Origin of the sequence: Kitasatospora sp. NPDC056184, assembly GCF_042268405.1 — a bacterium.
Lineage (GTDB): Bacteria > Actinomycetota > Actinomycetes > Streptomycetales > Streptomycetaceae > Kitasatospora.
This window is the reverse complement of the sequence record NZ_JBHJUI010000047.1, coordinates 1-12,601: the sequence shown is the minus strand read 5'-3', so window position 1 is coordinate 12,601 and position 12,601 is coordinate 1. Positions and strand designations below refer to the sequence as shown.

At 76.6% G+C, this 12,601-nt stretch carries 9 protein-coding genes; 1 reads left to right on the top strand and 8 read right to left on the bottom strand.

All coding sequences use genetic code 11. The annotated features are described in order from the left end of the window. The first annotated feature begins 103 nt into the window (after positions 1–103). Positions 104–748: a GntR family transcriptional regulator gene (locus ACFC0B_RS40170; RefSeq protein ID WP_376098242.1), complete on the top strand. Its 645-nt coding sequence runs from the start codon at positions 104–106 to the stop codon at positions 746–748. 70 nt (positions 749–818) lie between these two features. On the opposite strand, the gene ACFC0B_RS40165 is transcribed toward ACFC0B_RS40170, so the two are convergent. The 8 genes from ACFC0B_RS40165 to ACFC0B_RS40130 all read right to left on the bottom strand — a co-directional run. Beyond that, on the bottom strand, positions 819–1,589 hold the full coding sequence (locus ACFC0B_RS40165) for a peptidoglycan-binding protein (RefSeq protein WP_376098239.1): 771 nt from the start codon (positions 1,587–1,589) through the stop codon (positions 819–821). Positions 1,590–1,711: 122 nt separating this feature from the next. Further along, positions 1,712–5,542, bottom strand: coding sequence for a hypothetical protein (locus tag ACFC0B_RS40160; protein ID WP_376098236.1), 3,831 nt, complete (start codon positions 5,540–5,542; stop codon positions 1,712–1,714). Continuing rightward, positions 5,539–5,874 carry a hypothetical protein gene (locus ACFC0B_RS40155; RefSeq protein WP_376098233.1) on the bottom strand — a complete coding sequence of 112 codons (336 nt, stop codon included), beginning with the start codon at positions 5,872–5,874 and terminating at the stop codon, positions 5,539–5,541. The genes ACFC0B_RS40160 and ACFC0B_RS40155 overlap by 4 nt, the downstream gene beginning before the upstream one ends. Beyond that, entirely contained in the window at positions 5,871–7,661 is a 1,791-nt protein-coding gene (locus tag ACFC0B_RS40150; RefSeq protein ID WP_376098230.1) for a hypothetical protein, read from the bottom strand. The genes ACFC0B_RS40155 and ACFC0B_RS40150 overlap by 4 nt, the downstream gene beginning before the upstream one ends. Then, positions 7,658–10,087: a hypothetical protein gene (locus ACFC0B_RS40145; RefSeq protein ID WP_376098227.1), complete on the bottom strand. Its 2,430-nt coding sequence runs from the start codon at positions 10,085–10,087 to the stop codon at positions 7,658–7,660. Before ACFC0B_RS40145 ends, ACFC0B_RS40150 begins: the two co-directional genes overlap by 4 nt. Next, a complete protein-coding gene (locus tag ACFC0B_RS40140; protein ID WP_376098224.1) occupies positions 10,084–11,430 on the bottom strand; it encodes a baseplate J/gp47 family protein in 1,347 nt (448 codons plus the stop codon). The genes ACFC0B_RS40145 and ACFC0B_RS40140 overlap by 4 nt, the downstream gene beginning before the upstream one ends. Continuing rightward, entirely contained in the window at positions 11,423–11,878 is a 456-nt protein-coding gene (locus ACFC0B_RS40135; RefSeq protein WP_376098221.1) for a hypothetical protein, read from the bottom strand. Before ACFC0B_RS40135 ends, ACFC0B_RS40140 begins: the two co-directional genes overlap by 8 nt. Then, on the bottom strand, positions 11,875–12,601 hold a 727-nt coding region (locus tag ACFC0B_RS40130), incomplete at its 5' end, for a hypothetical protein (RefSeq protein WP_376098218.1). The genes ACFC0B_RS40135 and ACFC0B_RS40130, both read right to left, overlap by 4 nt.

The window sequence follows — 12,601 nt, the reverse complement described above, 5'->3', positions numbered from 1 at the left end:
AACCCCGTTCTGCGTCGTTTCGCATTTTGTATTCAGAATGCATAGTGCAGTACACTGGGGCAGGTCAAGAGGTGTGTCTCAATCCGGAAGTCAGGGGGACGCGATGGCGATCGAGCGCCGTCCGCTGCGCGAACAGATCCGCGACGAGCTGATGGACCGGCTCACCCGCGGCGAGTTCGCGGCGGGAACCGATGTCAACGAGGCCGTGCTGGCCGCCGAACTCGGCGTCAGCCGCACCCCGCTGCGCGAGGCGCTGATCGCGCTGGCGGGCGAGGGCGTGCTGGAGAGCAGCCAGGGCCGCGGCTTCCGCTTCGCGCCCGTCAGCCGCAAGGAGTTCCGCGAACTGGTCGCCATCGTGGCGGCCCTGGAGGCGCTGGCGCTGGAGTCCTCCGACCCCGGCCGCCTGCGGGCGATCGCCCCCCGGCTGCTGGACCTCGCCCAGGGCTTCCCCGACCAGGTGGCCGCGCACGCCACCGTCGACCGGCGCGACGACGAGTGGCACGGCCTGCTGCTCAGCGGCTGCGCCAACGAGCGGCTGCTGGACCTGCTCACCCGGGTCAAGGCCGGGATGCGGCGCTACGAGAACCTCGTCGTCGCCGAGGACGAGCCGGTGGCCCGCGAGTCGGAGGAGCACTGCGAGATCGCCCGCCGGCTCCTGGAGGACGACCTCCCGGGCGCCATCGCGGCGCTGCGGGCCAACTGGATCAACGGCATGGAGCGGATGCTCGCGCACCTGCCGGAGGACTGAGCCCGCACCACGCGGCCGAGCCCGCCGCCCGGGGTGCGGGCGGCGGGCTCGGCTCCGCGGTGAGCGGGTGTCAGGAGGTCGGGACGTGCAGGCGGGCCCAGGAGGAGGCGCCGGGCCAGCCGTCCGCGTCGGTGCCGGCGTAGCCCAGTTTGCGCTGCCAGCGGGCGTAGCTCTGGCGGTCGGCCTCGCTCCACTGCGGGCCCGGGCCCTGCTGGTAGGCGCCGCAGCCCTCCTCCACCAGGCGGCGGCCCATCGCGGTGATCAGGGGGCTGCGGGGGCCGGTGCGGAACCACTCCGCACCGGGGAACGGTGCCCAGCCGCCCTCGCCGCCGGCGGTGGAGCCCGCGCCCGGCTCCAGGGCGCCGGAGGTGACCAGCCGGTAGAGCGGCGCCCCCGGGCAGTCGGTCGCGTAGCCGTCCCGGTGGCCGCGGATCTCCCGGCCGGCGCCGTGGGCGCGCAGGTAGGCGATGGCGTCCCGCAGGCCGGCGACCTGGTCGGCGGTCGGGCTGGTGTGGCCGCTGTCGCCGACGAAGGCGAGGACGGCGAAGTGGGTGCGGTTGAGGGTGGTGGTGCCGTTCGCCGCGTTCTGCGCGTTGCGGCCGCGGCCCTCGAAGACGTAGCCGTGCTCGCAGACGGCGAGGTTGTACGCGAAGTCCGACCAGCCGTTGCCGTCCATGTGGCTGTTCTGGACCTTGCGCATGTACCCCGCGCAGGTGCCGTGCTCGTCGGCGCTGTACGGGCCGCCCAGGTAGTGGACCTTGACGCCCTGGTTGGCCGGCACCGCCTGGTGGCCGTTGCGGGCCGCCCGGGCGCCCCACTCGGCGCGGCTGACGAACTTCATGGCCGTTTCCCCCTCTTCGTTCCGTACTGCGCGGGCCGTCCCCCGGCCCGCGTCCGTGCTGCTCCGAGCGTGGCGCCCGGCCCGTGCAGTCCGCGTGCAGACCGCGTGCAGCGGGCTCGCCGTCAGCGCCCGGCCCCGTACACCCGGGCCGTGTACGCGACCCGCAGCTCCTCGATCCGGCGCAGGACGGCGGCCAGCGCGTCGTCCTCCAGCTCCCGCATGGCGTTCACCTGCTTCGGGGTGTAGCCGTAGCGGGCCGCGTCGTCGTAGCTGAACTCGTGCCAACTACGGTTGTTCTTGCTGCGGTTGGCGGGCCCGTCCATCCGGCGCAGGTTGTCCTCGTGGTCGCCCAGGGCCTCCAGCTTCGTGTACAGCTCCGCCTGGACGGCGCGCGAGGCGACCACGTAGAGCCGCAGCACCGGCACGAGTTCGTCCAGCTTGGTGATCCGGTCGAGCGCCACCAGGTGGTCGGTGTCCAGCGTCGGCAACTCCTTCTTCTCCGCCTTGGCCCGGGCCACCCGCGTCTCCCAGGCCTTGGGGCCGGCCACCTCGTCGAAGTCGATCCGGCTGCGGTCGCGGTAGTTCGGCCCCTTCTTGCGCATCACCTCGATCAGCGGCCGGCTCTTCTCGCGCACCTCCTCGGCACTCGCCTCGCGGACGGTGGTGAGGTTGTCGTGCTCTCCCCCGCCGGCCCGGACCGCGCCTCCGGCCTCCTCGGCCTCGTGCCGCAGCGCCCAGGAGTGCCGCAGCCAGGACAGGTACTCCGACTCCTGGGCGGAAAAGCCACCTTGGTCCAGGAGGGCGTCGAGCTCGGCGAGGCGTTCCTCGGCCGGGAGGCGGGCGATCCGGCCGAACCACCCGTCGAGTGCGCCGGGTCGGGACGGGCGGAGACCGGTCTGCACGAGCAGTTCCTGGCCGGCCGCGTTCGCGGCGGCCGTCTGCTCCCCGGTGGCGGTGGCCGAGCGGGCGAGCGCCCGGACCGTGCGTTGCACCTTCTCCGCCGCCCGGGCCTGGCCGGCCGGATCGAGGCGCACCGGGCCCTCGCCGCGCTTGCGGCCGCGCCGGTCCTCGGCGGCGATCACACCGCCCTGCTCGGTGCTCCGCTCGGCCAGGGTCCGGCGGTGCTCGGCGAGTTGCTGCTTCAGGTCGGCGATCTTCGCCCGGTCGGGGCGGCTCGTCCGGCGCTCGGCGGTGATCATCGCGGTCAGCTTCTCGATCTCCCGGGCGGCGTCCCAGGCCCTGGTGCCGGGCACCGGGAGGTAGTCACCGCCGAACAGGACACCGGTCTGCTCGACGAGGGTGCGCAGGCCGCCGCGCAGGCCCTGGGCGTCCTGGACCGCGCGGATGGTGGCCAGATGGTGCGCGGCGTCCTCGGGGGTGGCGTCCGGGCCGGCGGCGATCCACATCCTGGCCCGGCCCAGCCGGTCGTAGTCGTGCCGGACCTGAACGGTGCGCCCGCCTTCCTCCAACACCTCGACGGAGTCCCGTAGTTCGGCGGGCAGCGCGTCGATGAAGCCGGGGTCGACGGTGGCGTGCCGCAGCACGACCGGGGCGCCCGCGGCGGCGGCGCTCCCGCCCTCCCCACTCTCCCCACCCTCCCCGGCGTGCTCGGCCAGCGCGCCCAGTTTCAGCAGGGCGCCCGACGCGGCCGCCTCCCCCAGCACACCGAGGATCTCCCGCTGCTCGCCGCGCGCCACCGCCGCGTCCAGGCGGTAGGCCAACTCCACGTTGGAAATGATCAGTTGGGCGTTCCCGATGACGCCGTCGACCTCGCCGACGAAGGCCAGCGCCCCGGCCCCCCTGGTGATCCGCAGCACCTTCGCGCCCTTGCCGACAGCCCCCGTGACGTTGCCGCCGAGGTCCAGCGCGTCCATCAGGGTCTGCTGGTCCGCCCTCAGGTCCCCGGACAGCGCGCGGTCCCGCAGCCGGACCACGGCGGCCGCGGCCCCGCCGACCTGGGACAGCGCGATCAGCGGAGCACCGACGTACGGGGCGCCGGCGATCGACAGCACGGCGCCGCCGATGAACAGGAAGGTCGAGGAGGTGGCGAGGAAGGAGGCGAGCGGGATCTCGCCCGAACAGCGCAGCGCGACGGCGCGGGCCGGGAACACCAGCCCGGCCAGCGTGAAGCCGTCGGTCTCCGCGAGGACGACGCCCTTGGGGTAGGGCACCCGGGCGAGGTCGGCGAGCGCCCGGTCGAGCGCCTGCTCGGGGGTGTCGCCGCCGCCCTCGTAGGAGCGGCGGCGCCCGGACGGCGAGTGGTCCCAGATCCGCAGCCGCACCCCGGTGGCCGGGGCGTCGGGGGCGGTGGTGACGTACAGCTGGAGCGGGACGCCCGTCGGCTCGCCCTCGCCGGCCACCCAGGCGGCGCGCAGCGGCACCGCCTCGCCGCGGGCGAGGGTGCGGTCGACGAAGGCGAGGTCCTCGGTCAACTGCCGGAGCGCCGCGCGCGGACTGTCGGCCGCGGCCCCCGGGCGGCTGCCGGGCTCGACCGCGACCTGCTGCTCCAGGACGGCGTGGCGCACGCCCTGGCTCCAGGTCAGCTCGCAGCCGATCGCGTAGCGCCCGGGCCGGTCCGCCCAGCGGATCTGCCAGAAGTCGTTGAAGGCGCGGCCCGGGGCCAGCCATCCGGTCGGGATCTCGGGCCTGAGCAGGCCGGAGGCGACGGCCGCCTCGCCCCGGCCCAGCTCGCCGCGGTACTCGCCGGGCGGCGGCGGGTCGAGGGCGCGGACCTGCCAGCGCAGCCGCACCTCCTCCTCCGGGCGGTCGGGCCAGAGGAGTTGGTAGCGGACCTCGCTGCCGGGCGTCGCCCGGCCCTCCGGCTCGGCGACCAGGTACGGGCCGCCGCCGTGCTCGGCCCGGGGCGCGGCCAGGCTCCGCATCCGTTCGTCGTACGCGGTCCGCAGCCCGGCGCGGAGCGCGGCCAGGCCGGTCGGCGCGGCGGCGCCGGAGCGGAGTGTGATCCGGGCGAGGTCCTCGGGGTTGAGCACCAGCAGGGAGGTCCAGACCTCCTGCCAGAACTCGCCGTCCCGGAAGAGCCGGCAGGAGACGATGTGCAGTCCGGCGGCGTCGGCGGGCAGGTCCCAGCGGTGGGGTTCGGCGTTCTCCGCCCCGGCCAGGCGGCCGGAGGGCCCGGTGCGGACCGCGTCCACCAGGCCGCCGCCGAGCGCCCGGTAGACCGGGTCCGGGCGCAGTCGCCACTCGACCCGGACGGGGTAGACGTCCTCGGGCAGCCGGAGGCCGATCCGCACGGTGCTGCCGCGCGGGACCGGGCCGCCGCCGACCGGACCGGAGCCCTCGACGACGAGTCGGGCGCCGCCGGTCCGGTCGAGCTCGCCGGCCGCGCGTTCGGCCGCGGCCACCTGGACCCGGGCGCGCAGCTTTTCGGTCAGCAGGCCCGGTTCGACCCGCAGCCGCCGGCCGGCCGGCAGTGGGCGGTCGGCGACGTCCGGCAGGCCGCGGGCGAGGTCGTGCTCGGCGGCCCAGAGGTCGCGGTTGTACCAGTAGACGAGCAACTGCCAGTCGTCCGGGCGGCCGTAGAGGCGGCGGGCCGCCTCGCGCACGGTCATCGTCTCGGTGAGCCAGACGGCCGGGCGGCCCTCCTCGGCGATGTCGTACGCGGAGCGGGGGCGCAGGGTGAATCCGGGCGGGACGGCGTCGAGCCGGACCGGCGGCGCGGCGGGGGCGGCGGCCGGCGCCGGTGCTGCCGTCAACTCCTTGATCAGGGCGTCGATTTCGCGCTCGACGCGGTCGCGGGCCCCGGCCGGGAGCCCGTCCACGCCGGGGCCGGACCAGCGGAAGGTGGGCGCGGCCACCGGCCCGACCGGCGCCTTGGCGGCGGCCCGGGCCAGCGCCCGGGTGAGCGCGGCCCGCAGCCGGGGGCGGTAGGAGCCCTCGGCCGCGGCGGTCGCGTCGAGGCGCAGCCGGATCGGTACGGTGACCTGGGGGATCATCCGGGGTACCGCTCCGTCCGCAGGCGGCCGGGGTCGGCCGCGGTGAGGGTGTTGCCGCCGGCGTCGATGGCGGCGGCGGCGTCCAGCAGGACCGGCCGGCCGTCGCAGCGCAGCCGGGTGCCGGCGGCGTCCAGGCCCACGGTGCTCCGGGTCACGGCGCCGCTGGTGGAGGTGAAGACGAAGGTGTCGCGCGCCGCGAACAGCAGCGGCCTGCCGTCCACCCGCAGCCTGGACGCGGTCTCGGTGGTGACCGGACCGGCCGTCCAGGTGCCGTTGGCCGGGACGGTTCCGGCGGTGGCGGTGACGGCGCGCGCCCCGGGGATGGCGGTCACGCCGGCTCCCCGGAGGGCGCGGCCGCCAGGTCCTCGTGCCGGCGGTCGAACGCGGCCTTGTCCACCTCGGCCTCCAGGGGCTCGATGTCGGCGCGGACGGCCTTGACCTCCCAGTGGAAGGCGTGCGACGCCGGGGAGCCGTCGACCGTGCGGACGGTGAAGCGGCCGTCCCGCACCCGGGAGGCCGCCAGCGCGCCGAGCGGCTCGTCGTCGTCCTCGAACACCGGGGTGAGCTGGACGGTCCGGCCCTCGATCCGGGTCAACGCCTCGAAGTACTCCGGGAGTTCGACCATCGCCCGGCCGTCGGCGAGCCGCCCCTCGCCGCGCTGGTAGACCCCGTTCTCGGGCCCCTCCAACGCGGTGTGCAGGAGGTACTTCCGCTCGGTGTCGAGCGGGTGGTCGATGAGGAACTTCTTCTCCTTGGCGTAGACGATCCCGGTGCAGCGGATGTCGCCGTTGTTGTACATCCGGACGGCGGCGCTGCCGAAGTCGCCGATCGTGCCGCCGAGGTAGATGCCGCCCCCGAAGTTGCCGTCCCAGGCGGTGACCCGGTTGAGCGCCGGCTCGTAGTCGCCGACCGACAGGCCGCCCTGGACGTGCAGCAGGCCGCTGCTGCCGAAGTACTGGTTGCTGACGACCGTCTTGCCGGGCCCGGCGAGGTGCAGGTTGCCGCTGCCGACCAGGGTCTTGTCCCGGCCCACGTACACGTCCCCGGTGGCGCGGACGTCGTTGACGGCGAGGTTCCGGGCGGACACATCGCTGACGGCGAGGTTGCGGGCAGTGACGTCGTTGACGGCGAGGTTGCGGGCGTAGACGTCGGCGTAGGGCTTGCTGTCGGCGGCGTAGTCCAGCGAGGGCCAGTCGGCGCTGCGGTCGACGAACTCGAAGCCACGCCCGGCCCGGAAGGAGAACTGGGCGTGCTGGACGCCGCTGCCGTGGAAGCCGAGCGCGCCGAGGACCTCGCCCTGCACGGCGGTGTTGCCGTCCAGCTTGCCCGTGTGCAGCATGCCGCCGCCGATCCGCAGGCGGGTCCTGGCGGCCTGGAAGAAGTCGATCAGGTCGTCGGGGTCGTTGCCGGTGCCGATCACCAGCTGGGTGTTCTCCCCGTTGTACGGGAAGTACCGGAGGTAGGCCTCGTCGCCGTTGCCGCCGCCCGGGTCGCGGGGGAACATGATGCCGTTGGCGGCGGTGTTGCCGACCGAGGGGACGATCGCGCCACTGGCCCGGACGTCCTTGCCGGCCAGGTTGGCGCCGGCGATGTCGCCCTCCGCCGTCAGCGTGCCCTTCACGGTGTACTGGCCGGGGATGACCAGGCCGGCCGCGACCCGTCCGGTGGCGCCGACCGTGCCCTTGCCGGCCGCCCGGCGGAAGGTGCCGAGCACGATCTGGTCCGCCCCGGCGGTGCCGGTCAGTTCGACCTTGGGCTCCTCCGTCCACCGGGTCTCGCCGGGCACGCCGGTCTCGTCGCTCGGGTCGGTGGCCCGCTCGCTGTAGCGGACGGTGACCAGCAGCGTGAGGTCGCCGGCGCCCGGCACCGGGACCTGGACGGCGGCCGGCAGGACGATCAGCCGGCCCTGCCGGTCGACGGCGTGGCCGGCGGCGACGGTGACAGCGGTGTCGGTGCCGGTGACGGTGAGGCCGGTGACCACACCCGGGCTGTAGAACAGCGCGGTGAGCAGCTCGCGGCGGGAGCGGTGGTAGCGCTGCTCGGTGTCGAAGTCGTCGGCGCGCAGGAACTGGTAGTCGAAGTAGCGGGGCCGCTGCATCGGCGGGACGGGCTGGGTCACGGCTTCTCCCCCTGGCGAGGCTTGAGGTAGGTGTCGACGCGGACGGTGGCGCGCACGCCGACCTGGAGTCCCGCGGTGATCGGTTTGAAGACCCGGTCGGCGAGTCGGCCGCGGCCGGGGCGGTAGTCCCGGTAGAGCCGGGACTGCTCGGGGCTGAGCGGGGTCGGGTCGGGGCCGGGGCCCAGCACCACCCGGGCGCGCCGGATCGGCGAGGTGTCGACCGCGATGCCGGCCGGGTGGACCCGGTCGAGCAGGTTCATCAGCGCCTCGTACTGCCGGTGGTCGAGGGTGCCGCCGGGCAGGTCGACGCTGAACTCGTAGGGGTCGGTGCGCCGTCGGCGGGCGTAGCCGAGGGCGACCACGACGCCGACGCCGCCGTCGGCGGTACGCACCGCGGTGCCGGGGCCGGTGGTGGCCGACAGGGTCAGCGAGCCGCGCAGCGGCACGGTCTGCCAGCGGAAGCCCACCGCGCGGCGGCGGTTGAGGTTGGTGCCGACCTGCGGCAGCGGCGCGGCACCGAGCACCAGGGCCAGGGCGCGGACCCCGCCGGCCGGGGCGAGCACCACCGGCAGGGCGGAGACCAGCCACTGGTCGCGCAGCAGCCCGACCAGCCGGCGGAGCTTGGCGACCGCCTCGGCCCGGCCCGCGAGCAGGTCGGTGCCGAGCTGCCCGGGCAGGGTGATCACGGTGTACAACTCGGCGGGCAGCGCCGACAGTTGTTCGACAGCCGGGAGCGGGTTGGCGACCGCCGGCAGCCCGGCGGCACGGAAGGCGGCGACCGCCGGGTCGGCCGCGCCCAGCTGCTGGGCCTCGGTCCGCAGCCGCTGCACGGCCGCCGCCCGGTCGGCGAGGACGACCGTGCCCGCGCCGTCCGGCGCCCAGGCCCGCAGCGCGGCGGCCAGGCCGTCGCCGAGCACGGCGTGGGTGCGCTCGTCCTGCCGGGCCGCGTACCGGGCCCGCAGCAGGTCGGCGTCGAGGTCGACGGCCATGCCGTGCAGCGGCAGGTGGGAGACGAACAGGCGGTCCTCGGCGAGCCGGTGCACGGTGGCCAGGCCGCAGGGGGTGAGCAGCCAGCGGCCGTCGGGGTCGTCGGCCGGGTCGGCGGGCGGGCGCAGCTCGGCGATCAGCGCGCGGATCTCCGGGGCGACGGCCGGGTCGGGGTTCGGGCCGGGTTTGCGGACACGGGCGGCGAGCGCGGTGAGTTCGGCCGCGGTGAGCGGGGTGAGGTCGGCGCCGACGCCGAGTTCGTAGCGGCTGCCGCCGGCCGGGTCCTGGACCCGCAGCACGCCACCGGGCGCGGCGAGGCCGAGGGCCCTGCGGCAGGCCGCCAGCCGGACCAGGGCGGCGGCCAGGCCGCGGGCCAGCGCGGGCCGCACGGCGGCGCGGTCGGCGAAGGACCAGCCGGCGCGCAGGGCGGCGCGCAGCTGCGCGTCACGGGCCCGGCGGTCGGCCGACTGCGGCCGGTCCGCGTGCACGGCGTCGCCGTCCGGGCCGGGCAGGACCAGGTGGACGGCGCGGATCCGGTCGAGCACCGCGAGCCGGTCGGCCTCGCCGCCGGGGGCGACCACCCGGAAGGCCATGGCCAGGCCGTTGGCGCTGTCCTCGACGCCGAACGGCGCGGGGACCGCGAAGCGGGCCAGCGCCCCGCCCTCCCCGGCCGCGCCGTTGAGCAGCCCGGCCAGGCCCTGCGGCGAGGGGACCGCCCAGGGGCGCAGCACGGCGAGGCGGGCCCGGTACTCCTCGTCGCTCTCCCGGGCCGGCTCGACGGCGGCGCCGTCGGGGCGCACGGTGAGGCGCTCGGCGAAGCGGGGCGCCCCCAGTTCGGCGCCGAGCTCGTCGAGCGCGCCGGAGTGGGCCGCGGCCAGGGTGCGGGAGGCGGCGATCTGCCGGGCGGTGCGGCGGATCTCGGCCTTGGGCGCGCCCAGCACGTACAGCAGCCGGGCGGTGGTGCCGGTCAGGCTGCGCACCCGCAGCAGGTCGGCGGCCTCGGCGGCGGGCAGCGGGTGGGCGGTTCCGTCGCCGTCGAGCCAGGCGGCGGCCAGCTCGAACGGCGCGCCGGGCGGCCAGGCGGCGCCGAGCGGCAGCGGGCGCAGCGCGTCGGCCTCGGTGTACGGGGCGAGCAGCAGCGGCGGCAGGGCGGTGCCGGCCACGGTGGCGGTCAGCCGCAGGGCCCGTTCGGCGAGGTCGCGGCCCGGTCCGGCCAGCACCAGCGGGCGGCCGGGGGCGGTGGCGGGGCCAGTAGCGGATCCGGTGCCGGTGGCGGGTCCGGTGCCGGGGGTGCCCGGCAGTCGGCCGGTGAGGCGGCCGTCCGCCGCGGTGAGCGGGACGGGCTCCTCCCGCACGGCGGCGCGCAGCGGGGCCGGCAGGTGGTCGGCCATGGCCCGGTGGGCGGCGGCAGGGGTCTCGACGGGCGTGGGAGCGGTCACTGGGTGAGCCCCTTCGCGTCCTCGACGAGCACGGCGATCTCGTTGGCCGCCAGCCGCAGGTTCGGACCGCCGGCGGGCGCCGCGGCGGCGCCGAGGGCGGGCGGGTACTTGGCGAGCGTGAGGCCGACGACGTCGGCGATGCCGGGCTCGGCCATCATCGCGGCGAGCACCGCCGCGTGCCGGACCTCCTCGCCGAGGCCGAGCCCGTCGACGTACTCGGCGACCCGGGCGAGCAGGCGGGCCTTCAACTGGTCGGGCGGGGTGGTGGAGCCGCGCAGCACGAGCCGGGCGGTGAGCACCACCCCGACCTCCACGGCGGGCTGGATGCGCGGCACCACGCCGAGCGGGCGCAGGTCGTCGATCGCCCGGCGGACCGCGTCGTGCAGTCCCCCGCCGCCGGGGCCGCCCCAGATCGCGGCCGGGGTCGGCGCCACCAGCACGTTCAGCCCGAACGGGCTCGCCGCGGTGGCCTCGTCGCCGAACAGCCGGTCGATGAAGTTGCCGTCGAGCGTGCCGAAGATCGACTGGTGGATGTCGAGGCCGCCGTAGACGTCGCTGACCTGCACCTGGCGCACACCGGGCACCTGGGCGGCGGCCAGCCGGATCGCCTCGGCGTTCCACAGCGAGCGCGGCGCGCGCAGCAGCAGCCGGCGGTAGCGGGCGTCGGGCCAGCGCCGTTCGCCGCCGGTGAGCCGGGCGGCGGCGCCGTCGACCTCGATCTCGACGCCGGCCGCGCCCGCGCTCGCGCTCGCGCTCGCCAGGAACTCGGCGCGCCAGGGGTCCTGCGGGTTCCAGGCGGTGATCCGCTGCTCGGGACGGACCGGGTCGAGGTTGCCCTCCGGGCCGGGGCGGAAGGCGACCACCGGAACGGTCGCCTGGCGCTGCTGGACGGAGAGCTCCACCCGGGCGTCGGTGGCGACGTCGTCGCCGCGCGGGGTGAGCAGGCGCACGCCGCGCGGCACCACGACCGGCCCGGACGGCGTGCCGCGCAGGGTGAGCCTCAGCTCGCCGGCCGCCTCCAGGAAGGGCCGGGGCAGGCCGAGTTCGGCGCCGAGCGCGCTCAGCGCCTCGCCGCCGGCGGTGGAGACGAAGGCGTCGTCGTAGGCGGCGGCGAGGGCCGACCAGGTGCGGGCGTCCTCCAGCGCGGTGACCTCCAGCAGGCGGCGGATCACCGAGCCGGGGCCGAGGTCGAGGTCGGCGCCGAACACCTCGCGGGCCAGCTCGAAGCGCTCCGCCACCAGGCGGGCGTACGGCTTGGGCACGAAGCCGCGGTCGGTGACGCCGTACGGGGCCTCGCCGGGCTGGAGGAGGCCGGGGTCGGACGGGGAGGACTGGTCAGGCACGCTGCACTCCGGTGGTGAGGGTCACCGGCAGCACCGCGCCGGTGTCGGTTTCCAGGACGGCGCCGACCACCAGGGCCCGGTCGGCGCCGGGCGGGTCGTCGACCCGGACGTCGAGGACGCGCCGCACCCGGGGGTCGCGCCGCAGGACGGCGAGGACGGCGACCCGGATCCGGGCGCGGACCAGCTCGGGGGTGTGCTCCTCGGCGAGCACCCGCAGGCCGTCGAAGCCGAAGCCGGGGTCCAGCGGGTCGGTGCCGAGCGCGGTGGTCAGCGCGAGGCGCACCGACTGGAGGACGGCGTCCGGGCCGGTGACGGTGGCGAGGTCGCCGTCGCGCAGCAGCAGGTCGGCGGCGAGCGGGTCCGGCACGGGCGGGTCGCCGGCGGTCGGGTCGCCGGCGGGCCTCGGCTCGGCGGCCGGCCCGACGGCGAGGTTCCAGACGGCGGTCATCCGGTCACGTCCATGGTTCCGGTGACGGCGACCTTGACGTTCTCCGCCTTCATCGCGATGGTCTCCTGTGCCTCGAATCTCAGGTTCTTGCCAGTGAGCGTGATGGTGCCGTCGGCGGCGATCACCACGGACGCCCCGCCGTCGGCGTGCTCGATGGTGACGGCGTGCTCGCGGCCGGACCGTTCGGGGCGCGCGCCCGCGCCGTGCAGCGCCTTCCGCCCGACCCGGACGGTCAGTTCGCCGACCTCGATCACCCGGTTGCCGTCGGCGTCGGTGAGGTCGTTGCTGGCGCGGTCGCCGGGGTCGGCGCCGGGCCGGTCGTCGGCGACCCCGCCCCGCTGGCCGGCCGGCACGGCGGCGGGCAGGTGCAGCCACCAGTCGCCGGGCCGGGCGGCCGGGCCCTCGCCCTCCCGCCACAGCGCGCCCACGTCCACCGCGTCGTCGGCCCGGCCCCGCCGGGGCACCAGCAGCACCCGGGTGCCCGGGTAGCGCGGCAGCACCAGGCCGTACCGGCCCCAGGCGAACGGGGTGGTGTAGCCGACTCCGGGGAGCCGGTCCGGCTCGGTGCGGGCGGTGTCCAGCCGCCGGTGCTGCATCGGCTCGCCGTCGCCGGGCGCGAGCCCGCGCCAGACGGTCGCGGTGTGCCGGTCGGCGGCGCGCACCTCGGCGGCCTCCGGCACGGCGGCCCGGGCCGCGGCGGCGCGGCCGAGGCCGGCGACGGCC

What these genes read in the sequence shown, in the direction of transcription:
- ACFC0B_RS40170 (WP_376098242.1), top strand. Translation starts at nt 104, where the DNA reads ATGGCGATCGAGCGCCGTCCGCTGCGCGAACAGATCCGCGACGAGCTG.
- ACFC0B_RS40165 (WP_376098239.1), bottom strand. Translation starts at nt 1,589, where the DNA reads ATGAAGTTCGTCAGCCGCGCCGAGTGGGGCGCCCGGGCGGCCCGCAAC.
- ACFC0B_RS40160 (WP_376098236.1), bottom strand. Translation starts at nt 5,542, where the DNA reads ATGATCCCCCAGGTCACCGTACCGATCCGGCTGCGCCTCGACGCGACC.
- ACFC0B_RS40135 (WP_376098221.1), bottom strand. Translation starts at nt 11,878, where the DNA reads ATGACCGCCGTCTGGAACCTCGCCGTCGGGCCGGCCGCCGAGCCGAGG.